The sequence below is a fragment of the Nonomuraea fuscirosea genome, assembly GCF_035917475.1.
In the GTDB taxonomy this organism is placed as follows: Bacteria; Actinomycetota; Actinomycetes; order Streptosporangiales; family Streptosporangiaceae; genus Nonomuraea; species Nonomuraea fuscirosea.
The window spans coordinates 2626075-2646963 of the sequence record NZ_CP109074.1 but is presented as its reverse complement, the minus strand read 5'-3'; the positions used below and the strand labels follow the sequence as shown (position 1 = coordinate 2646963).

The 20889-nt window shown below is 70.1% G+C and carries 18 protein-coding genes; 9 read left to right on the top strand and 9 right to left on the bottom strand.

Features of this window, described 5'->3' with window-relative positions; translation table 11 throughout:
* Positions 1–174 precede the first annotated feature (174 nt).
* Positions 175–984 carry an alpha/beta fold hydrolase gene (locus tag OIE67_RS11950; RefSeq protein ID WP_326639510.1) on the top strand — a complete coding sequence of 270 codons (810 nt, stop codon included), beginning with the start codon at positions 175–177 and terminating at the stop codon, positions 982–984.
* A 10-nt stretch (positions 985–994) separates the two neighbouring features.
* Here the strand turns inward: OIE67_RS11950 and OIE67_RS11945 are convergent, their stop codons facing one another.
* Genes OIE67_RS11945 through OIE67_RS11935 form a run of 3 tightly spaced genes read right to left on the bottom strand, consistent with a single transcriptional unit; the run spans position 995 to position 4091 of the window.
* Positions 995–1816, bottom strand: a complete 822-nt coding sequence (locus OIE67_RS11945) for a carbohydrate ABC transporter permease (protein ID WP_326639509.1) — start codon at positions 1814–1816, stop codon at positions 995–997.
* Positions 1813–2730, bottom strand: a complete 918-nt coding sequence (locus tag OIE67_RS11940) for a carbohydrate ABC transporter permease (protein WP_326639508.1) — start codon at positions 2728–2730, stop codon at positions 1813–1815. Before OIE67_RS11940 ends, OIE67_RS11945 begins: the two co-directional genes overlap by 4 nt.
* Entirely contained in the window at positions 2727–4091 is a 1365-nt protein-coding gene (locus OIE67_RS11935; RefSeq protein ID WP_326639505.1) for an extracellular solute-binding protein, read from the bottom strand. The genes OIE67_RS11940 and OIE67_RS11935 overlap by 4 nt, the downstream gene beginning before the upstream one ends.
* Positions 4092–4179: 88 nt before the next feature.
* On the opposite strand from OIE67_RS11935, the gene OIE67_RS11930 reads away from it, so the two are divergent.
* A complete protein-coding gene (locus OIE67_RS11930; protein ID WP_326639504.1) occupies positions 4180–5352 on the top strand; it encodes an ROK family transcriptional regulator in 1173 nt (390 codons plus the stop codon).
* A gap of 39 nt (positions 5353–5391) precedes the next feature.
* On the opposite strand, the gene OIE67_RS11925 is transcribed toward OIE67_RS11930, so the two are convergent.
* Positions 5392–5646: an FCD domain-containing protein gene (locus tag OIE67_RS11925; protein ID WP_326645319.1), complete on the bottom strand. Its 255-nt coding sequence runs from the start codon at positions 5644–5646 to the stop codon at positions 5392–5394.
* 44 nt (positions 5647–5690) lie between these two features.
* On the opposite strand from OIE67_RS11925, the gene OIE67_RS11920 reads away from it, so the two are divergent.
* Entirely contained in the window at positions 5691–5834 is a 144-nt protein-coding gene (locus OIE67_RS11920; RefSeq protein ID WP_326639502.1) for a hypothetical protein, read from the top strand.
* 6 nt (positions 5835–5840) lie between these two features.
* Here the strand turns inward: OIE67_RS11920 and OIE67_RS11915 are convergent, their stop codons facing one another.
* From OIE67_RS11915 to OIE67_RS11900, 4 genes are read right to left on the bottom strand one after another with little or no spacing between them, the layout of a single operon-like run.
* Positions 5841–8834: an alpha-mannosidase gene (locus tag OIE67_RS11915; protein ID WP_326639500.1), complete on the bottom strand. Its 2994-nt coding sequence runs from the start codon at positions 8832–8834 to the stop codon at positions 5841–5843.
* Positions 8835–8865: 31 nt separating this feature from the next.
* The gene (locus OIE67_RS11910; protein WP_326639498.1) at positions 8866–9642 is read right to left on the bottom strand and encodes a carbohydrate ABC transporter permease; all 777 of its coding nucleotides are present in this window, start codon (positions 9640–9642) and stop codon (positions 8866–8868) included.
* A gap of 55 nt (positions 9643–9697) precedes the next feature.
* On the bottom strand, positions 9698–10570 hold the full coding sequence (locus OIE67_RS11905) for a carbohydrate ABC transporter permease (RefSeq protein WP_326639496.1): 873 nt from the start codon (positions 10568–10570) through the stop codon (positions 9698–9700).
* Complete coding sequence (locus OIE67_RS11900; RefSeq protein ID WP_326639493.1) at positions 10570–11838, bottom strand: ABC transporter substrate-binding protein; 1269 nt, start codon at positions 11836–11838, stop codon at positions 10570–10572. The genes OIE67_RS11905 and OIE67_RS11900 overlap by 1 nt, the downstream gene beginning before the upstream one ends.
* A gap of 97 nt (positions 11839–11935) precedes the next feature.
* Here OIE67_RS11900 and OIE67_RS11895 point away from each other — a divergent pair, with 97 nt between their 5' ends.
* Positions 11936–12985, top strand: a complete 1050-nt coding sequence (locus tag OIE67_RS11895; protein ID WP_326639491.1) for a LacI family DNA-binding transcriptional regulator — start codon at positions 11936–11938, stop codon at positions 12983–12985.
* A 51-nt stretch (positions 12986–13036) separates the two neighbouring features.
* A complete protein-coding gene (locus OIE67_RS11890) occupies positions 13037–13642 on the top strand; it encodes a VOC family protein (protein ID WP_326639489.1) in 606 nt (201 codons plus the stop codon).
* A gap of 140 nt (positions 13643–13782) precedes the next feature.
* Here the strand turns inward: OIE67_RS11890 and OIE67_RS11885 are convergent, their stop codons facing one another.
* Positions 13783–15396 (bottom strand): endo-1,4-beta-xylanase, encoded by a 1614-nt coding sequence (locus OIE67_RS11885; RefSeq protein WP_326645317.1) that lies wholly within the window; start codon positions 15394–15396, stop codon positions 13783–13785.
* Positions 15397–15703: 307 nt separating this feature from the next.
* On the opposite strand from OIE67_RS11885, the gene OIE67_RS11880 reads away from it, so the two are divergent.
* The 4 genes from OIE67_RS11880 to OIE67_RS11865 all read left to right on the top strand — a co-directional run bounded on the left by OIE67_RS11880 (position 15704) and on the right by OIE67_RS11865 (position 20593).
* Positions 15704–17365: a class I adenylate-forming enzyme family protein gene (locus OIE67_RS11880; RefSeq protein ID WP_326639487.1), complete on the top strand. Its 1662-nt coding sequence runs from the start codon at positions 15704–15706 to the stop codon at positions 17363–17365.
* A 901-nt stretch (positions 17366–18266) separates the two neighbouring features.
* Positions 18267–18674, top strand: coding sequence for a hypothetical protein (locus OIE67_RS11875; RefSeq protein ID WP_326639486.1), 408 nt, complete (start codon positions 18267–18269; stop codon positions 18672–18674).
* 15 nt (positions 18675–18689) lie between these two features.
* Positions 18690–19040 (top strand): nuclear transport factor 2 family protein, encoded by a 351-nt coding sequence (locus tag OIE67_RS11870; protein ID WP_326639484.1) that lies wholly within the window; start codon positions 18690–18692, stop codon positions 19038–19040.
* 596 nt (positions 19041–19636) lie between these two features.
* Positions 19637–20593: a cyclase family protein gene (locus OIE67_RS11865; RefSeq protein ID WP_326639482.1), complete on the top strand. Its 957-nt coding sequence runs from the start codon at positions 19637–19639 to the stop codon at positions 20591–20593.
* Positions 20594–20889 lie beyond the last annotated feature (296 nt).

Here is a 20889-nt window from a genome sequence, read left to right as displayed (position 1 = left end):
GGCTTAAGCCACGCAGCATGGACGACCTCCCAAGAATCGGTAAGCACGAATACCGCATTCCTAGTCATCCTGATCTGCGGTGTCTATGAGATCGCCATGGCTAGAACCCGACTTGTCGTATATCCGCCAGCAGAAGTTGGCGGCCGGTCCCCGCCCGTCTACAGTTGGCGCACCATGGACTCCGGAATGCTCGACGTCCCGGGCGCGCGCCTCTACTACGAGGTCCGCGGCTCAGGGCCGGTGCTGCTCGTGATCCTCGGCGGCGGCGCCGACGCCGCGATGGCCGCGCCCATGGCCGAGATCCTCGCCGGGCGCCACACGGTGATCACCTATGACCGGCGCGGCGCCGTCCGCAGCCCGCTCGCCGGGCCGCCCGCCGAGCAGCGGATCGAGGAGCACGCGGACGACGCGCTGCGCCTGCTGGAGGCGGCCGGCGCCGGCCCGGCGGACGTGTTCGCCACCCATTCGGGCGCCCTGATCGGGCTCGACCTGCTGGCCCGCCGCCCGTCCTCGGTGCGGCGGCTGGTGGCGCACGAGCCGCCCGCCTTCGACCTGCTGCCCGACGCGGCCCGCTGGCGGCGGCTGACGCGGGAGGCGGTGGAGGTGTGCGAGCGGGAGGGCGTCGGCCCGGCGATGCGCAAGCTCGGCGAGGAGACCGGCGTCACCGCGCCGCCCGAGCCCGACCCCGGGCTGCCGCAGTGGGTGCGCGACATGCTGGGCCGGATGACGGTCAACATGGAGACGAGCTGCCGCTACGAGCTGCGTCCCTTCTCCGCCTACGTCCCCGACGCGGAGGCGCTGCGCGCGGCTCCGGTCGTGCCGGCGTACGGGGCCGAGACCAAGGGCAGGCTGATGCACCGCGCCACGCTGGCCGTCGCCGGGCTGCTCGGCCGCGAGGCGGTGGAGCTGCCCGGCGACTACGTCGGCTATCTGCGCAGCCCGGCGGAGTTCGCCGAGGCCCTGCGCGCTCAGCTGGCGGCGTGAGCCGCGGCCCCTACCCCTTCACCGATCCGGCGAAGTTGAACGAGCCGGCCAGATACTTGTTGACCGCCACGTACAGGATCACCGCCGGGGCCGTGTAGAGGATGGAGAAGGCGGCCAGCTGCCCGTAGGCGACCTGCCCGTACTGCGAGAAGAAGGTGTAGATCGTGACCGCGGCCGGCTGCTTCTCCGGCGTGTCGAGCAGCACGAACGGCGCGAAGAAGTTGCCCCACTGCCCGACGAACACGAAGATGGCCACCACCGCGATCCCGGGGGCCATCAGCGGCCCCACCACCGAGCGCAGCGACTGCACCCAGCCGGCGCCGTCCACCCAGGCGGCCTCCTCCAGGCTGATCGGCACGCCGTCCATGAAGTTCTTCATCATCCAGATCGAGAACGGCAGCGAGCTGGCGGTCAGGAAGAGCACCATCGCCGGCACCGAGCCGTAGAGGTTGAACCGGAAGAACATGGCGTAGACCGGGACGAGGATCGCCGTCACCGGCAGGCCGGTGGTGAACAGCAGGGTCAGCATGAAGTGGCGGCGGTAACGCAGCTGGTAGCGCGACAGCGGGTATGCCGCCAGCCCCGCCACCAGCACGGTCAGGATCGCCGTGGAGCCGGAGATGACCACCGAGTTGATCATCGGCAGGATGATCGTCTCCCAGGTCAGCACCGCGGTGAAGTTGTCCAGGGAGAACGCGAGCGTCGGCGTGGCGGCCAGCGTCGCCTCCGGCTGCACGGAGGCGATCACCACCCAGAGGAACGGGCCGACGAAGGCCAGGGCGATGACGAGGAGCGACAGGTTGGCCGCGCCCCTCGCGGCTAGTCTCGTCACGCGTCCTCCGTTTTGATCAGCCGCAGGTAGACCAGCGAGAACAGGGCGCCGATCACCAGCATCACCAGGGCGATGGCCGAGCCGTAGCCGATCTCGAAGTAGCGGAACGCCTGCTCGTACATGTAGAGCGGGGTGGTCTGGCTGGCCGTGCCGGGCCCGCCGCCCGTCAGGGCGTAGATGAGGCCGAAGCTGGCCAGGGTCTGCAGGGTGATCAGCATCAGGTTCGCCATGATGGAGCGGCGGATGAGCGGCAGCGTGATGTGCAGCAGCCGGCGGGCCGGGCTCGCCCCGTCCACCGCGGCGGCCTCCACCAGGTCCGCGGGCACCTCCGACAGGGCCGCCGAGTAGACCAGCATGGAGAAGGCCGTGCCGCGCCAGACGTTGGCCAGGATGACCGCGAGCATGGGGGCGGTGTAGAGCCACTCCTGCGAGACGCCGAGCACGGTGTTGAGCGTCCCCTCCTCGGCCAGGAACGAGAACCAGCAGGCCGCCGCCACGACCTCGGGCATCACCCAGGCGGCGATGACAACGCCGTTGACGACGCTGCGGGTGACCCGGCCCCGCCCGCGCATGAGCAGCGCGATGATCAGGCCCAGGGTGTTCTGGCCGATGACCGCCGAGCCGATCACGAAGACGAACGTGAGCAGGAAGGAGTTGATGAAGTTCGGGTCACCGAAGAGCTTGACGAAGTTGGCCACGCCGACGAACTGGGAGTTCACCGAGGCCGAACCGGTCAGGGTCTCGTTCGTGAAGGCGATGTAGACGCTCCACAGGATGGGACCCGCGAGGAAGATCGCCAGCAGGACCAGCGCCGGGCCCAGCGGGAGGAGCCAGCGCAGGACCCGCCGCCGCCGCGACGGGCCGCCGGCCGGCGAGCCCGTCACGGACGGAGAGGGAGCGGTGGCGACCGTCATCGGGCGAGGACCTTGTCGGGCCCGCCGACGGCCGAGGGCAACGCCTTGGCGTAGGCCGCCGTGGCCTCCTCAGGCGTCTGGGCGCCGGTCGTGACCGCCTCCATGGCCTCCTGGACCTGCGCCGACACCTTCGGGTATTCCTCGAAGGCGGGCCGGTAGTGCGTCACCGACGCCAGGTCGGTCCAGAACTTCACGCTCGGGTTGTCGGCGTTGTACTTCGGATCGGCCGCGACGTCCTTGCGCGGGGCCAGGTCTCCCGAGCCCACCGAGTACGTCAGGGAGTTCTCCTTGTTGGTGGCGACCGAGATGAAGTCGAACGCCTCCTGCTTGAGCTTGGCGTACGAGCTCATCGCCATCACCCAGCCGCCGGACATGCTGACCGCGCCGGGCTCCTCGCCGTTCTGCGTCGGCATGGGCGTCCAGCCGAGCTTGTCCTTCCACTCGGGCCACGGCTTGGTGCTGGTCGGCTTCCAGGCGCCCGACGCCCAGGCGCCGTCCAGGGCGATGCCCAGCTTGCCCTTGGGGAACCACTCCCAGTTGATCTTGTCGGCGAGCTTGGCGTTGTGCGCGTCGGACAGCTTGGGGCCGAGCTCCTCGCGGTAGATCGTGTTGATGAAGGTCAGGGCGTCGGTGAAGTTCTTGCCGCCGGCCACCCACTTCTTCTGGGCGTCGTCGTAGAGAGTGCCGCCCTGGGTGCCGTACAGGAGCATCTCGAAGCCCTGCATGGTCGACGCCTCGCCGTGGATCTTCGTGGAGTACATCGTGAACGGGATCGCGTCCGGCACCTTCTGCTTGATCGCGCGGGCGGCGGTGAGGACGTCGTTCCACGTCTTCGGCTCCCACGGGACCGGCAGGCCGGCCTTGGTGAGGACGTCCTTGTTGTACCAGAGGCCGCGGGTGTCCGTACTGATGGGCACGCCGTAGATCTTGCCGTCGCCGCCCTTGGCGGCCTGCTTGACCGAGTCGGGGAACTGGGTGCTCCAGTCGGGCCACTTGGCCAGGTACTCGTCCAGCGGGGCCAGCTTGCCGGCCGCGACGTCCGCGTTGACCTGGAAGGTGTCGTGCAGGTAGACGTCGGGCGCCGAGTCGGGCGAGCGGTTGAGCAGGGCCAGCTTGGTGTAGTAGGCCTCGTTGTTGCCCTGCACCGAGGTCAGCTTGATGGTGACGCCGGGGTGGGCGGCTTCGTACTGCTTCTTGGCGTCGGTGAGCATCTTCTCCAGATGCGGCCACGTCGGCTCGACCTTGTAGAGGACTTCGAGTTCCTTGGCGCCGGAGGAGCTCTCCGGGGCGCCGCCACCTCCGCAACCGGCTGCTGTCAGCGCTGTCAAAAGCAGGAGGGATCCGGCCAGCTTGGGTCTCATCAGGGCTCCCCTGTGTTTCCTTCGGGTTGCGGAGAAACGTAAATCTATTTGATTTACTAAGTCAACACTCTGTGGTGATATGTCTCACATGCAGCAGGGGACAAACCTGCCGAAGGTGGGGAGCTACAACCGTTCCGTGGTCCTGGAGACGATCCAGGCCTCGGACGGGATCAGTCGTGTCCGCATCGCCGCGATGACCGGGCTGACCGCCCAGACGGTCTCCGTCATCGTGCGCAGACTGCTGGAGGAGGGCCTGGTCGTCGAGGACGGCTCCGCGCCGTCGAGGGGTGGCAAGAGGCCCACCATCCTGCGGGTGTCGGCCGAGGCCGGCTACGCCGTGGGCGTGCACTTCGATCCGAAGGCGCTGTCGTGCGTGCTGGCCGATCTGGCCGGGCGGCCGGTCGCCCGGCTGCACCTGCCGGTCCGTCCCGGCGCCAGGCCGGACGGCGTGGTCAGGCAGATGGCCAGGGCGGCCCGCCGGATCCTGCGCGAGGCGGGGGTGGCGGACGGCAAGGTGCTCGGGGTGGGGCTGGCCTGCCCGGGGCCGCTGGACGAGGACGGCGTGATGGTCTCGCCGCCCCGGCTGGCGCACTGGGACCGGGTGCCGATCAGGGCGCTGCTGCGCGAGTACACCGGCTTCCCCGTAACCGTCGACAACGACGCCACGGCGGCGGCGATCGGCGAGCGGTGGGCCGGCATCGCCCGCTCCACCCCCAGCTTCGCCTACCTCTACCTCGGCACCGGCATCGGCGGCGGGCTCTTCCTGGACAACCAGGTCTACCGGGGCAGGTCGCTGAACGCGGCCGAGTTCGGGCACATGACGGTCGACCCGCAGGGCCCCGGGTGCTACTGCGGCAACCGGGGCTGCGTGGAGGCCGTGTGCTGCCCGAGCGCCATCGAGGCGGCCATGGGCGGCCGGCACGACCACGCCGCCATCTGCGCGGCGGCGGCGAGCGGCGAGCCGGCCGCCCTCCGGGTGATCGAACAGGTGGCGGAACGACTGGCCGACGCCGCCGTCAGCGTGGTCAACCTGCTGGACATCGACCTGCTCGTGCTGGGCGGGCCCGCGCTGCGGGAGGTCGGGGAGATCTACCGCGAGGTGATCGCGCGGGCGGTGTCGAGCCGGTCGCTGGCCCGGCGGCTGCATCCGGTCCGGGTGGAGACCTCGCCGATCGCGGCCGACGCCGCCGCGATCGGCGCCGCGTCGCTGGTCTTCCACGCCACGTACGCACCCCGCCTGGGCACCCTGCTCAGCGGCTGAGCCTGCTCGGCGGCTTTCGGCGGCTTTCGGCGGCCGAGGCTAGAGTGCGGCCTCGTCCCGCCCGGCCTGCGCCAGCAGGTCCCGCATGGCCGTCTCGGCCGCGTCGGGACCACCCTCGCGTACGGCGTCCAGCACGGCGCGGTGCGTCGCCGCGAACCCCGCCGCTCCCCTCAGGTGCCCAAGGGCTGGGTGTGGTGGCCGACGTTGGACGACACGGTCAAGATCCTCAGTGACCGCTTCGAGGACGCGCTCAGCGGCAGGAGCACCCTGGTCGACGCGCTGGAGGCGGCACAGAGACGGACCGTGGAACAGATCAGGACCAAGGGGTTGAGAGCCGGATGAGCAAGCGTGCGGCGGCGGCGTTCCCGGCCCCGTTCCTGATCCTCTTCGCGGTGATCATCGTGCCGCTCATGGTGGTGCTGTCCGGCGCGCCGCAGCGGTTCTGGCGCGCCGGACTCACGGAGGGCAGCGTACGCGAGTAGCGGGTGCTACGCGCGCTTGATCCGCAGCGTGACCAGCTCGAACGGCCGCAGTGTCACGGGGATGGCGTCCCCGGGGCGCTGCGGCTCGCCGGTCGGCCGCTCCAGCAGGTCGGTGGTGACGACCTCCGCCACGGGGAAGCCTGCCCGCAGCGTGGTGGCCGCGCGGCCGCCGGTGGACTCGTGGAAGCGGACGACCACGTCGCCGCTCCCGTCGTCGGCCAGCTTGACCGCGCTCACCACGACGGCGTCGTCGTCCATCCGGACCAGCGGCGCGACCTCGGCGCCGCCGGGCACCCTGCGCTCGGGCTGGTTGATGAACCAGCCCTCACGCACCGCGTCGCCGATCGTCGCGCCGGGGACGAGCGCGTGACGGAAGCGGTGCACGCCCTGGTCGGTCTCCGGGTCGGGGAAGCGCGGGGCGCGCAGCAGCGAGGCGCGCAGCGTCGTCGTCGTGCCCGTCTCGTCCACGTCGCGGGTGACGTCGTGGCCGTAGGTGGAGTCGTTGACCAGGGCCACGCCCCAGCCGGGCTCCTCCAGGTGCACGAAGCGGTGGTTGCACGCCTCGAACTTGGCCGCCTCCCAGCTCGTGTTGGTGTGGGTGGCGCGGTAGACGTGGCCGAACTGGCTCTCGGAGGCGTACCGGTCGGCGCGCACGTCCAGCGGGAAGGCCAGCTTGAGGAACTTCTCCCGCTCGTGCCAGTCGACCTCCGTCTCGATCTCCAGCCGCCCTTGGACGAGCGTGAGCCGCTGGGTCACCGACGAGTCGCCGAACGAGCGCCTGACCACGACCGCGTCCCCGTCGAGGCGCACCTCGTCGGCGTCGGTGAGGTCGGTGCCGGTGTTGCGGTAGAACTCGTCCACGTCCCAGGCGTCCCACTTGTTGGGGAAGTCGGGGTGGAGCTGCAGCAGGTTGGCCGGACGGCCCTGGGGGACCGTCTCCCTGCCGCTGCCGCGGTCGACGGCCGAGACGACCAGCCCGCGGCCGTCGATCTCCACCTGGAGCCGGTCGTCGGCCAGGACGTAGCCGCCGCCCTCGCGGGACTCCGCCCGGGTGCCCGCGCCGGTGGCCGCCGGCGCGGCGCCGCCCGCCGGGACGCCGGCGCGGGCGTGCGGGGCGCCGTTGAAGACCAGGGTGCCACCGGACGCATCGCCCGCCAGGGCCCGCTGGGCGCCGTCGATGATCGCGTTGAGCTCCTCCGCCACCAGCTCGTACGTCCTGCGCGCCTCCCGGTGCACCCACGCGATCGACGACCCCGGCAGGATGTCGTGGAACTGGTGCAGCAGCACCGTCTTCCAGATCCGGTCCAGCGCCTGGTAGGGATACTCGGCCCCGGCGCGCACGGCCGCCGTGGCCGCCCACAGCTCGGCCTCGCGCAGCAGCGCCTCGCTGCGCCGGTTGCCCTGCTTGGTCTTGGCCTGGCTGGTCAGCGTGGCCCGGTGCAGCTCCAGGTAGAGCTCGCCGACCCACACCGGCGGGTTCGGATACTCGGCCTCGGCCGCGGCGAAGAAGTGGCCGGGCGTGTTCCACTCGACCTGGGGCGAGCCCTCCAGGTCGCGGACCCTGGCCGCCTTGGCCACCATCTCCCGCGTCGTGCCGCCGCCGCCGTCGCCGTACCCGGTCGGGGCCAGGGAGCGGCGGGCCACGCCCTTGTCCTTGAAGTTGCGCGCCGCGTGCGCGAGCTCGTGGCCGGTCATCGAGCAGTTGTAGGAGTCGACCGGCGGGAAGTGGGTGAAGACGCGGGTGCCGTCGATGCCCTCCCACAGGAACGTGTGGTGCGGGAACGTGTTCGTCTGGCTCCACGAGATCTTCTGCGTGAGCAGCCGTTTCGCCCCCGCCGCCTTGATGATCTGCGGCAGCCCGGCGGCGAACCCGAACGTGTCCGGCAGCCACACCTCCTCGTTGTCCACCCCGAACTCGTCGATGAAGAACCGCTTGCCGTGCACGAACTGCCTGGCCATGGCCTCGGAGCCGGGCATGTTCGTGTCGGACTCCACCCACATGCCGCCCGTCGGGACGAACCGCCCGGCCGCCACCGCCTTGGTCACCTTCGCCCACACCTCGGGCCGGTGCTCCTTGATCCAGGCCCACTGCTGCGCCTGCGACATGGCGAAGACGAAGTCGGGCTCGTCCTCCAGCAGCGCGGTCATGTTGGAGGCGGTGCGGGCCACCTTGCGCACGGTCTCGCGCAGCGGCCACAGCCAGGCCGAGTCGATGTGGGCGTGCCCGACGGCGGTGACCCGGTGCGCGGACGGCACCGCGGGCGACGACAGCACCCCGGTCAGCTCGGCCCTGGCGGCCTCCGCGCTGCCGCCCACGTCCTGGAGGTCGACCGCGTCCAGGGCCCGGTTCACCGCGCGCAGGATCTCGAGACGCCGGCCGCTGTCGGCGGGCAGCTCCAGCATGAGCTCGCCCAGCACCTCCAGGTCCATGACCAGCTCCCACACCGTCTTGTCGAAGACGGCCAGCTCCATCCGGCCCAGCCGGTAGAGCGGGTCGGAGCCGGCCGTCTCCTTGTCGCCCAGTTGGGTCGGCAGGAAGGGGTGGTAGTCGAGGATGACCGGGTTGGAGGCGGCCTCGATGTGCAGGCGCACCTCCTCGCCACCGCCGGCCGGAGAGCCGATCCGCACCCACGGCGTGCGCGGGTTGAGCGACTTCACCGGCGTGCCGTCGGGGCGGTAGACCAGGCCCTCACACTGGAAGCCGACCTTCCCCGGGTCGAAGCCCAGGTCCAGGATCGCCTCCACGATCTTCCCGCTCCACTCCCGCGGCACGGTGCCGGTCACGGTGAACCAGCTCGTGCTCCACGGCGGGCCCCACGGGTCTCCGACCGCGATCGGGCCGGGCGTCGCGGCCAGACCCTCCGCCACCGGGACGGGCTCGCCGGGCGCGTGCCACACGGAGATCTCCAGCGGTACGGACTCGGGATAGATCGCCGGGCGGATCCGCTCGTCAAGGACACGCTTCAGACGGGCTTCGACCAGGGCACGGTCGTCATGCATCAGGAAAAACCTCTCCGCAGATGGTGATTTATCAGCCTTTGATGGCGCCTTCCTCCACGCCCTTGAAGAAGAAGCGCTGGAGCACGGCGAACACGATCACGATCGGCAGGAACGAGATCATCGTCCCCGCGGCGATCAGGCGCGGGTTGGCGCTGAACGTGCCGTTCAAATACTGCAGGCCGACGGTGAGTGTGTAGTTGTCGGGGTCGGTCAGGACGATCAGCGGCCACAGGAAGTCGTCCCATGCGCCGATGAACGCGAAGATCGTGACCACGCTGAGCATGCCACGCACGTTCGGCAGGCCGACGTGACGCAGCCGCTGCCACGCCGTCGCCCCGTCGATGATCGCGGCTTCGTCCATTTCGGGAGGAATCGCCTGAAACGCGGTACGCATCAACAGCACGTTAAGCATCCCGATCGCGCCGGGCAACGCCACCCCCAGGAGGGTGTCGGCCAGACCGAGGGAGCGGACGGTGACGTACTGGGAGATGATGGTCACCTCGACGGGCAGCACGAGCGTCGCGAGGAACAGCCCGAGCAGCAGCTTCACGCCCCTGAAGCGGAGCTTGGCCAGGGCGAACCCGGCGAGCGTGGCCCCCGCGGCGTTGCCCGCCACCACGATGGCGGCCACGATCAGCGAGTTGACCGCGTAGGACCAGACCGGGATGGTCTCGGCGACCTCGGCGTAGTTGGACAGCGTCGGCCGTTCGGGCCAGAAGCTCGGCGTGCCGGTGTAGATGTCCTCCTGGAGGCTCTTGAGCGAGGTGGACAGCTGCCACAGGAACGGGGAGACCGTGATGACCAGCACGAGCAGGAGCAGGACGTAACGCAGCGCCTTCTCGCGGGCGGTGACTCCGGTGATGTCAGGCCGCCTTCCTGTTGAGCCGCAGCAACGCCAGCATCGGCCCGACCGTGACGACGAGCAGCAGCAGGCTGAGCGCGGAGGCGTAACCGAGATGGCCGGTGAAGCCGCGGCCGTAGAGCTGGATGAGCATCACCAGCGACATGTCCCGGCCACCGGGGCCGCCGGTGCCGTTCGAGAGCACGTACAGCTCGGAGAACACGCGCAGGGCCGAGACCGACACGAGCACCGAGACCAGCAGCATCGTGTTGCGCACGCCGGGCACGGTGACGCTCCAGAAGCGGCGCACCGGGCCCGCGCCGTCCACGGCGGCGGCCTCGTGCAGCTCGCGCCGGACGTTCCCGAGCGCCGACAGGTAGATGATCATGTAGTAGCCGAGGCCCTTCCAGACGGTCAGGCTGATCGCGCTGAACAGCAGCAGCCACCGCTCGGTCAGGAACGGCACCGGCGTCGTCACCACGCCCAGCCACTGCGCCAGGCCGTTGATCAGGCCGCGATCGTCCAGCAGCCAGCCCCAGATCAGCGCAACCACCACCGCCGAGGCCACCACGGGGGTGTAGAAGGCCGTGCGGAAGAACGTGATGCCGGGCAGCTTCTTCTCCACCAGGATCGCGATCAGCAGCGGCAGCATGGTCAGCAGCGGCAGGCAGACCAGCATGAACACGATGCTGTTGACCAGTGCGTCCACGAGCTGGGCGTCGCTCAGCGCGCGCTCGAAGTTGGCCAGGCCGGTGAAGTGGCCGCCGCCCAGCGGCTTGGCGTTGGTGAACGCCAGCACCACCGTGTTGATCGCCGGCCACACCGAGAACACGAACAACCAGACCGCCGCGGGCGCCACCAGCACCCACGGCGTGAACCAGCGGTGATGGGTCATCAGCTCTTCAGCAGCTCGTCGCACTTGGCCACGGCGGCGTCCAGCGCCTCCCGCGACGTCGCCTCGCCGCTGACGGCCAGCGAGAACTGCTGCCTGACCAGCTTCTTCATCGCCTCGGTGACCTGGACGGGCTCCAGCACCTTCGCCTCGGCCAGCGACTCGAACGCGATCACCTTGGCGTCGCCCGAGTTGCTGCCGTCGCTCTTGCTGAAGAACGGATCGTTCGCCGAGGCGACGGTGCTGGGGAAGATGTTCACCAGATGGGCGAACGCGGCCTGGTTCTCGGCGCTGGTCACCCAGCGGGCCAGGGCGAGCGCGGCGGGCGCGTTCTTCGTCGCCTTGGAGATCGACAGGCCCTGCACGTAGAGGGGCGGCGTGCCCATCGCCTTCGACGGCACGACCTTGGGCGCCAAGGTCGGGTTGTCGGTGGCCAGGCTCGTGATGTAGTTGCCGCCGCCGGTCGTCCAGGCGACCGTGCCCTCGTTGAACAGCTTGGCGTTGCCCGCGTAGGTGTCGGTGAGCACGTCGCGGGGCAGCAGCCCCTCCTTGAACGCGTCGCGGTACTTGTCGAGCAGCGCCACCGCCTCAGGGGTGTTGAAGGTGAAGCGGGTGCCGTCGGGCGACATGATGGGCACACCCGCGTTCGTCAGGTCGCCCAGCTCGGGGCGGCGGCTCATCAGGAAGACCTTGCCGCCCGACTTCTCCTTGAGCGACCTGGCCTGGGCGATGAGCTCGTCCAGGCTCGCCGGCACCTTCTCGGGGTCGAGCCCGTTCTTCTTGAGCAGCTCGGTGTTCCAGTAGTTGACGTCGGTGTTGAGGTACCACGGGTAGCCGTAGGCGCCCTGGACGCCCGGGTAGCGGTAGGCGTCGAGGGCGCCGGGGACGTACTCGGAGGCCAGCTTCTGATCGGCCTGGGCGACGTCCAGCAGGATGCCCTGCCTGATCAGCGGGACGGCGAAGTCGGGCGGCAGATTGACCACGTCGGGCAGGGTGCCGCCGGCCGCCTGGGTGAGGACCTTGTCGGAGTAGCCCTCGGCCGGCTGGTCGAGCCATTCGACCTCGGTGCCCGGATACCGCTTCTCGAAGCCGTCGATGACGCCCTGGACGTAGTCGGTGAACTTCGGCTTCAGCGCCCACGTCTGCAGGCTCACCTTGCCCTTCACCGCGCCGCCCGCGCTCGGGGCGGGTTCCTCCTCCGCGGCTCCGCCGAGCCCGCAGCCCGCGATCGTGACGACCAGTAAGGCCAGTCCAGCCCAGTACCTTCGCATCGCGCTCTCCTTAGGGCACTAAACCGCTCTAGTTGCCGGACTATTACCGGGCTAGACTCCGCTGTCAATAGCCGGCCACGAGACCGAGGAGCGCGCGTTGGCCCGACCGACGATCGCCGACATCGCCCGGCGGGTGGGGGTGTCCAAGGGCGCGGTGTCGTTCGCGCTGAACGGCCGCCCCGGCGTCAGCGAGGCGACCAGGGCGCGCATCCTGGAGGCGGCCAGGGAGATGAACTGGCGCCCCCACAGCGCCGCCAGGGCGCTCGGCGGCGCCAGGGCGGAGGCCGTCGGGCTGGTCATCGCCCGGCCGGCCAGCACGCTGGGCGTGGAGCCGTTCTTCGCCCAGCTCCTGTCGGGGCTGCAGGCCCGGCTGTCGCGCCAGCAGGTGGCCATGCACCTGCTCGTCGTCGAGGACTCCGCGGCCGAGATCGAGGTCTACCGCGAGTGGACGTCGGCGCACCGGGTGGACGGGTTCATCCTGGTCGACCCGCAGGTCCGCGATCCGCGCCCGGCGGCGCTGGAGGAGCTGGGCGCGCCGGCCGTGGTGCTCGGCGGATCGGGCGGGCCCGGACCGCTGTCCAGCGTGTGGGCCGACGACAGGGAGGCGATGCTGTCGGTCGTCGATTACCTGGCCGCGCTCGGGCACCGGCGGATCGGGCACGTCGCGGGCCTGCCCGGGTTCCGGCACACCCAGCGGCGCATCCGCGCGCTGCGCGACTCGGCCGGGCGGCTCGGCCTGACCTGCGCGGTGTCCCTGCCCACCGACTTCAGCGACGCCGAGGGCGCGGCGGCGACGCGGACGCTGCTCTCACGCGGCCGGGCGAGAGCGTCGGCCGGGGCCACCCGGCCGACCGCCATCGTGTACGACAGCGACGTGATGGCCCTGGCCGGGCTGGGCGTGGCGATGGAGATGGGCGTGCGCGTGCCGGACGAGCTGTCCATCGTGGCCTTCGACGACTCCGTGCTGACCCGGGTGACCCATCCGGCCATCACCTCGCTGTCGCGCGACACGTTCGCGCTCGGCGGGCAGGTGGCCGAGGTCCTGCTGGAGGTGATCGCCGACCCCGGCACCCGCAGGAACGTCAAGACCGCCACGCCCCGCCTCGTCATCAGGGGCAGCACCGCCGCGCCCGCTAAAACGGTTTAGATGCCTTCCGCGCCCCTTACCGGGAGTAGTTGAAAGGCGTACGTTTGGGGCATGGCTGCGACCCCGGAAACGGTGCACTGGCGTGGTGTGCACCATCTCGCCCTCGTGACCGCGGACATGGACGCGACCGTGCGCTTCTGGCACGGCGTGCTCGATGCCCGCCTCGTCACCACCCTCGCCGTCCCCGCCTTCAAGCACTACTTCTTCGAGGTTGGCACGGGCAACACCGTCGCCTTCTTCGAGTACACCGACCAGGACCTCGACAGTTTCGCCAAGCCGGCGGGCGTCCCGTACGCGAAGGCGGCCCAGTTCGACCACCTGGCGCTGCACCTGCCGGACGAGGACGCGCTCAACCGGCTGCGCGACCGGCTCAAGGCGCACGGCTGCGAGGTCACCGACGTCATCGACCACGGCTTCCTGCGCTCGATCTACTTCAGCGATCCCAACGGCATCGCGATGGAGGCGTCCTGGTGGACCGTCGACCCGACGGGACGGCCGGTGGACTACGCCGACGACCGGCTGTTCGCCGACCCCGATCCCGTGCCGGCCGTGCGTGAGCTGCGCGAGGAGGGACGCCTGCGCCACACGGTCGCCACCCGCCTGGTGGACGGCATCGTGGAGGACCTCCGCCGCGAGGGGATCACCCTGGACCCGTGACCCCGGCCGTTCGTCGCCGCGGCTCGCCGGCTTGTTGCGGTTCGTCGCCATTCCGCCGTTCATTGATCGAGAGGATCCCCCGGGGTGGTCACCACATGCCGGGCGGGCAGGCGGGCAGGCCCACCCCGAGGGATCCCCGCTCATGCGCAGGTGTAGCTGGAGGGCGTCTGCGTGTCGCCGTTCGGCCGGCTGACCTGGAAGCCGAAGCTGGTGCTCGCCCCGGCACCCAGGTTGCCGTTGTAGTTCGCGTTCCTGGCCGTCACGTTCTGGCCGCTGACGGTCACGGCGGCGTTCCACGATCCGGTCAGGGTGTGGCCCGATGGCAGGGTGAAGGTGACGGTCCAGCCGGTGATCGCGGACGAGCCGCCGTTGGTCACCGTCACGGGCTGCACGACGTAGCCGGTGTTCCACTGCGTCTGCACGGTCGGCGTGGCCGTGCAGGCGCCGCCGACGGGGCCCGTCGTGGTGGTGAACGTGGCCGCCGCCGAGTTGCCGGAGACGTTCCCGGCCCCGTCCCGCGCCCGCACGTAGACCTGGTACTCCGTGCTCGGGGTCAGCCCGGTCAGGTTGATCGAGGCGGTGGTGCTCCGCCCGAGCAGCGTGTCGGTCGTCCCCTGCTCGCGGTAGACGTCGTACCCGGCCAGCCCGCTGCCGCCGCTGTCGGTCGAGGCGGCCCACGTCAGCGTGGCCGAGTTGGAGGTGACGTTGCTCGACGCCGGCGTGCCCGGCGCGCTCGGCGGCGTGGTGTCGGTGGAGGTGCCGCCCGCCAGCGCGTCGTGCACGGCGGTGTAGGCGGGCTTCTGCTGGTAGCTTTCGTCGTAGATCAGCGCGGCGCCCTCACCGGAGAACGTGTCCGGCACCCACGAGTACTTGTCGGTGAAGCCCCAGATCGTCACCCCGGCGCAGGCGGTGACCGCGTTGCAGGCGTTGACCACGTTGCGGTAGTAGGTGGCCTGCGTGCTGTCCTTGCTGCTGTTCCTGGGCATCTGCATGCGGATGTCCAGCTCGGTGATCCGGACCTGCACGCCGAGGTCGGCGAAGCGCTGCAGGTTCTGCTGCAGGTCGTTCGGGAAGCCGTACTGGATCGCGAGGTGGCCCTGGAAGCCCACGCAGTCCACCGGGACGCCCTGCTGGCGCAGCGACGAGACCAGGTTGTACATCGCGGTGCTCTTGGCGTTGATGCCCTCGACGTTGTAGTCGTTGATGCACAGCCGGGCGTTGGAGTCGGCGGCGCGGGCGGCGCGGAAGGCGTCGGCGATGTAGCTCTGGCCCAGGGTGTTGTACCAGAACGAGGTGCGCATGTTGCCGTTGTCGTCGAAGACCTCGTTCACCACGTCCCAGGACACCACGGCCGGGTTGTCGGCGTAGCGGCCGACGACCCCGCTGATGTGGTTCTGGATCGCCGTGCGCATGGCACTGGCGCCGAGGCCCTGCACCCAGCCGGGCGTCTGCTGGTGCCAGACCAGCGTGTGGCCGTGGACCTGCTGGTCGTTCTGCGTGGCGAAGTTGACGATGGCGTCGGCGCCGGAGAAGTTGAACTGGCCCTGGCTGGGCTCGGTGGAGTCCCACTTCATCGCGTTCTCGGCGGTCACCTGGCTGAACTCGGTGGCCGCGATGTTGCGGTAGGAGCTCTCACCGGACAGCGGACTGGTCGCGAGCGCCGCGCCGATGAACTTGCCCCGCGCGGCGGCGTGCGTGCGCAGGGGCGCCGACGCTTCGGCCGCCGTGACGGGCAGGAGGAAGGCGGCGAGCATCCCCACCAAGGCGAGGACTCTGGGGAGCGAGGACGAATGCACGGGCATCTACCTCCGGAGGCAGGCACTCGATTCCGAAAGTTTCGGTCTGAGTCGGACCGCATCGCCGACGGTATTGATCTGCCGTTCAGCGGTCAACAGCGCACTGACCACCGCGCCAAAGCAGCAGATGGCGCCCAGAAACTATCGGCTTCGCTATGAAACTTTCATGCCCGGATGAGCGCGACACGTGTGTCTAGCGCCACGTACCTACCGGTCGGTACTGTGAATTATCCGGAATAATCGTCCATTGCGGGAGTTCTGCGGTATGTCTCTTTCGCACGTCCAGGTCCAGGCTCAGCTCACCGGTCCCGGCCAGCTGTTCGAGATGCAGGAGATCGGCGACACCGGCGTACGCACCTGGAAGCACGCGCCGGCGCACTTCCGGGCGCTGCTGGAGATGAGCAGGTTCCACGGCGAGAAGGTCTTCCTCGTGTACGAGGACGAGCACATCACGTTCGAGGACCACTTCCGCCGCGCCGCCACCCTGGCCAACCGCCTGGTCGAGGAGTACGGCGTGGGCAAGGGCGACCGGGTGGCCGTGGCGATGCGCAACTATCCGGAGTGGGTGATCTCGTTCTCGGCCGTGCTGGCCGCGGGAGCCATCGCCGTACCGCTCAACGCCTGGTGGACGGAGGCCGAGCTGGCCTACGGCGTGAGCGACTCCGGCGCCAAGGTGCTGATCGCGGACGGTGAGCGCGCGCTCAGGCTGGCCTCGACGGGCGTGCCGCTGATCGTCACCCGGGGCGAGGCGCCGGCGGGAGCGCGCACGTTCGAGGACGTCCTGGGAGAGGTCAGCGCCGACGTGAAACTCCCCGACGTCGAACTCCTCCCCGACGACCCGGCCACGATCTTCTACACCTCGGGCACGACCGGCCATCCCAAGGGCGCCCTGGGCAGCCACCGCAACCTCGGCCAGTCCCCCATGACGGTCGCGTACGGGCTGATGCGCGCGGTCGCCCTGTCCGGCAAGGACGTCGCCGCGGCGGCGGGCACGCGCAGGATCACCCTGCTGACCGTCCCGCTCTTCCACGTCACCGGCTGCTTCTCGGCCATGACCACCACGATGTTCAGCGGCGGCGGCCTGGTCCTGATGTACAAGTGGGACCCCGAGCAGGCGCTGCGCCTCATCGAACGCGAGCGGGTCTCCGCGATGATCGGCGTGCCCACCAACGCCTGGCAGCTCATGTCCCACCCCGACTTCGGCAAGTACGACCTGTCGTCCCTGACCACCCTCGGCTACGGCGGCGCCCCCGCCCCGCCCAAGCTCCTGGAACGCATCACCACGAACCTCCCCGACCGCGCCCCCTCCAACGGCTACGGCATGACCGAGACCACCGCCCTGGCCATCGGCAACGGCGGCGCCGACTACCACGCCAGGCCCGACAGCATCGGCCGCCCCTCCCCCGTGGTGGACGTGCGCGTGGTCGACCCCCTGGGCGCCGAACTGCCGCCCGGCGAGGTCGGCGAGCTCTGCGTCCGCGGCCCGAACGTCATCCTCGGCTACTGGAACAAGCCGGAGGCGACCGCGCAGACCTTCGTCGGCGGCTGGCTGCACACCGGCGACCTGGCCAAGATCGACGACGAGGGCTTCGTCTACATCGTGGACCGGGCCAAGGACATGGTGATCAGGGGCGGCGAGAACGTCTACTGCGCCGAAGTCGAGGCCGCCCTCTTCGAACACCCGGCGGTGGACGACGCCGCCGTGATCGGCGTCCCACACGACGAGCTGGGCGAGGAGGTAGGAGCGGTCATCCGCACAGCCCCCGGCACCTCGGTCACCCCGGACGAACTCCGGACCTTCCTCACGGGCCGCATCGCCAAGTTCAAGATCCCCGCCCACTTCTGGTTCCGCGACGCCGAACTCCCCCGCAACCCCGGCGGCAAAATCCTCAAAACCCACCTCCGCCGCGAAGTCCTGGGCAGCTGACCCACCCCCAAGCCCTCGACCGACCAGCCGACCCACCCAGAAGCTCCAACCCACCAGCCGCACCCCACCCCACGTAATCCCGAGCCGCCAGCACGGCCGCCACGGCCACCGCCGTGGCGGCCGTCGTCCGCCCACCCGCCATCGCGCACCCTCACCGACTGCGCCACCCCCGCACCCCCGCACCCCCAGCGTCGATCACACCATCAGCCGGCGGTCAGTGTGCTGCTGTTGCGCTTGCTCCGAGCCCAGCACCTCGCCACACTCCATCGCTCCGCACTCCAGCACGCGCACCCGACACTCTGCATACCGGCGCTTCCGTTCCCAGCGCCCCACCCAGGTGCGACACGGGCACAGCCGCCACCCAGCACGCTGAGCACCCGTCCCCCCTCGCCAGACGCGCGCCACACCAGCACCGCACCGGACCCACGCACGCGTGAGCACATCAGCACACGGCCGACAGGAGCACATCCAGCACCCAACAGCACGCGAGACCCAGCGCCCACCACCAAGGCACGCTTGACCAGCACACCCGGCCACTCGGGCCACCCCGCTCCCGGGGGCGGGCGAGCCAGCGCACCCCGTCACCTGGCAGGCACGCGTTACGCCAGCACCCGGCCCACCCGGCGCACTCGGCCCAGCGCTCCCGGCACCCGGTCCGCTCAACCCCACCGGCGGCGATTCTCCCCGGCCGCCGGGCGGAAAGCACCGTCGAACAACACCCCGGCAAGCCCCGGCAGCGCACCCAGCCCTCCCTTCCCTGTGACAGCGGTCATAATTCTCGCCTTTGCCCTGGTCAACCCATACATCGACACCATCACTTACCTGAGGCGTAATCGCGGCCCCTACCCCCGCCCTGACAACCTTCAGGTGTTCGCACTGAGGCCCGACGAAGGAGCCCGAGATGACCGCCGTGCCCATCACCACCGACCGGATGAAGTTCCTGCGCCTCGCGCTGGCCGCCGACGCCGTCGTCACCGGCGGCAACGGGCTGATCTACCTCGCGTTCGCCGACCCGGTGAGCACCCTGCTCGGCCCGGACGCCGGCCTGCTGCGTGCGATCGGCGGCTTCCTGCTCGCGTACGGCGCCGCCGTCGCCCTCGTGGCCGGCCGCCGCGCGATCAGCCCCGCCGCCACCAAGGCGGTGATCGCCGCGAACGTCATCTGGACCCTGGGCAGCGTCGCGGCCGTCGTCACCGGCGCGGCCGGCTTCACCACGGTGGGCGCCGTCTGGGCCATCGCCCAGGCCCTGGTGGTGGCCGGGTTCGCCGAGCTCCAGATCACCGGCCTGCGCAAGAGCCGCACCAACTAGTACGGGAGACACACCATGACCCTCATCGACCGCTACATCGACTGTTGGAACCAGACCGACCCCGAGGCCCGGGCCAAGGCCGTGGCCGAGCTCTGGACCGAGGACGCCACCTACACCGACCCCCTCGCGGACGTCACCGGCCACGCCGGCATCGCCGCGGTGATCGAGGCCGCACAGGGCATGTTCCCCGGCCTGGTCTTCTCCCCGGGCGAGGTGTACGACGCCCACCACCACATCGCCCGTTTCACCTGGCACCTGGGCCCGGAGGGCGGGGAGCCGGTCGCCGTCGGCTTCGACGTGGCCGAACTGGCCGAAGACGGCCGCATCCGCAAGGTCCTCGGCTTCCTGGACAAGGTCCCCTCCTGACCTCAGGAACAAAGGCTCCCCCGGGGACAACCTCCCGGGGGAGCCTCTGGACAAAGCCACTCAAAAGACCCACCCACCGGAAACGGCCCGCCCGGAAAAGGGACGTTCCCCCGCAATGCGACGGCCATCCGGAAGAGGACAGGCCCATGAGGGACGGTCACCGGAAGGAACGGCCCCGAAGACGACGGCTCCCCGAAGAAGACGACCTTTCGCGGGACTTCTGGCCCAAGCCCCAGGAACAGACCCGCCCGAGTAAGTGGGGACAATCCCCGGGAATGGGGCCGGCCGCCCGAAAGACAACGGCCCCTCGAAGAACACGGCCTTTCTGAAGCTCTGGGCCAAGCCCGGGAAGGGACCACCCGAGAACGGGACGATCCCCCGGAATAAGACGGCCAGCCGGAAGCGAACGGCCACCCGAAGAGGACGGCCGACCCCGAGCAGAAACTCCCCCGGCACGGCTTGAATTCCGGATGGCAGGGCCGGCTCACACCATCTCTCCAGCCCCGACGCACAAGATCAGTCGGATCTCGAAGAAAAGATCGGGATATCCTGCCTGCGGCGCCTCGAACCACGTGACCGAAGGAGTCGACGCTGAGATGACGGCAGAGCGACCGATGCCTACCCAGGCCGACGTACTCGGCTACTTCGACACGCTGTCGAACTGGGGCCGATGGGGCGAGGACGACGAGCGCGGCACCCTGAACCACATCACCGACGACGTCCGGCTGGCGGCGGCACAGGCCGTGCGTCACGGCAGGAGCGTGTCGTGCGCGTGGGAGATCGCCGTACCCGAGGAGATGGAGCGGTCGACGACGTCGTGCCCGTGCGCCGCCGACATGCCGGGCGCCGAGAACATGCCGGTGGCGGCGTTCCACAAGGACCGGCGCTGGGGCTTCTCGTCCGAACGGCTCGGCCTTACCTTCCACGGCAACACGATCACCCACATCGACTCGCCGTGCCACCTCTTCTGGGACGGCGCCATGTACAACGGGCGCCCGCACTCGCTGGTCGACACCGCGACGGGATCGGCGTGGGCGGCCGTCACGGCGGCGGCGAACGGGATCGTCACGCGCGGCGTCCTGCTGGACATCGCGGCCGTGCGGGGCGTGCCGTGGCTCGAACCGGGCGAAGGAGTCTTCCCCGACGATCTCGAGGAGGCCGAACGTCTCCAAGGTGTACGGGTGCGCTCCGGCGACGCGGTGCTCCTGCGGACCGGCCACGGCCGCGCCCGGCACGAGGCCGCCGCGCCCGCCGGTTTCACCCAGACCGGCTGGCACGCGTCGTGCCTGCCGTGGCTCCAGGAGCGCGAGGTCGCGCTGATCGGCGCCGACACCCCGCAGGAGGTTCAGCCGTCCGGGTACGACGACGTGCTGATGCCGGTGCACGCCGTCGGCCTCGTCGCGATGGGTCTGTGGCTGCTCGACAACTGCGACCTGGAGGCCTGCGCGGCGACCGCCGCCGAGCTCGACCAGTGGGACTTCCAACTCGCGGTCGCACCGGTCCGCTTCGTCGGCACCTCCGGCAGCCCCATCAACCCCATCGCCACCTTCTGACCCAAATCCCCAAGGTCCCCGCCGTCTGACCACCCCGCACTGCGGTTCGCGACGTGCCCACAAACTGACCGCAGTTCACGAGGTATCCGCCACCTGACCGCAGCTCAGGAACCGCCCACCATCCGACCGCAGTTCGCCAAGTACCCGCCACCTGACCGCGGTTCCCGAAGTGCCCACCATCCCGCGAAGCACCCGTTCCGCCACACCTGGTACGTGATGGACTGCCGCGAGGACATGCCCCCACCAGCACACAAGCCGCCACCCAGGACCCAAGCGGCACGCGCCGGAATTCATTT

Coding starts and splice junctions, on each gene's coding strand:
- OIE67_RS11940 (WP_326639508.1), bottom strand. CDS start 2,730: ATGACGGTCGCCACCGCTCCCTCTCCGTCCGTGACGGGCTCGCCGGCC.
- OIE67_RS11900 (WP_326639493.1), bottom strand. CDS start 11,838: ATGCGAAGGTACTGGGCTGGACTGGCCTTACTGGTCGTCACGATCGCG.
- OIE67_RS11930 (WP_326639504.1), top strand. CDS start 4,180: ATGCAGCAGGGGACAAACCTGCCGAAGGTGGGGAGCTACAACCGTTCC.
- OIE67_RS11875 (WP_326639486.1), top strand. CDS start 18,267: ATGACCGCCGTGCCCATCACCACCGACCGGATGAAGTTCCTGCGCCTC.
- OIE67_RS11920 (WP_326639502.1), top strand. CDS start 5,691: ATGAGCAAGCGTGCGGCGGCGGCGTTCCCGGCCCCGTTCCTGATCCTC.
- OIE67_RS11890 (WP_326639489.1), top strand. CDS start 13,037: ATGGCTGCGACCCCGGAAACGGTGCACTGGCGTGGTGTGCACCATCTC.
- OIE67_RS11905 (WP_326639496.1), bottom strand. CDS start 10,570: ATGACCCATCACCGCTGGTTCACGCCGTGGGTGCTGGTGGCGCCCGCG.
- OIE67_RS11935 (WP_326639505.1), bottom strand. CDS start 4,091: ATGAGACCCAAGCTGGCCGGATCCCTCCTGCTTTTGACAGCGCTGACA.
- OIE67_RS11950 (WP_326639510.1), top strand. CDS start 175: ATGGACTCCGGAATGCTCGACGTCCCGGGCGCGCGCCTCTACTACGAG.
- OIE67_RS11865 (WP_326639482.1), top strand. CDS start 19,637: ATGACGGCAGAGCGACCGATGCCTACCCAGGCCGACGTACTCGGCTAC.
- OIE67_RS11880 (WP_326639487.1), top strand. CDS start 15,704: ATGTCTCTTTCGCACGTCCAGGTCCAGGCTCAGCTCACCGGTCCCGGC.
- OIE67_RS11870 (WP_326639484.1), top strand. CDS start 18,690: ATGACCCTCATCGACCGCTACATCGACTGTTGGAACCAGACCGACCCC.
- OIE67_RS11885 (WP_326645317.1), bottom strand. CDS start 15,396: ATGCTCGCCGCCTTCCTCCTGCCCGTCACGGCGGCCGAAGCGTCGGCG.
- OIE67_RS11915 (WP_326639500.1), bottom strand. CDS start 8,834: ATGCATGACGACCGTGCCCTGGTCGAAGCCCGTCTGAAGCGTGTCCTT.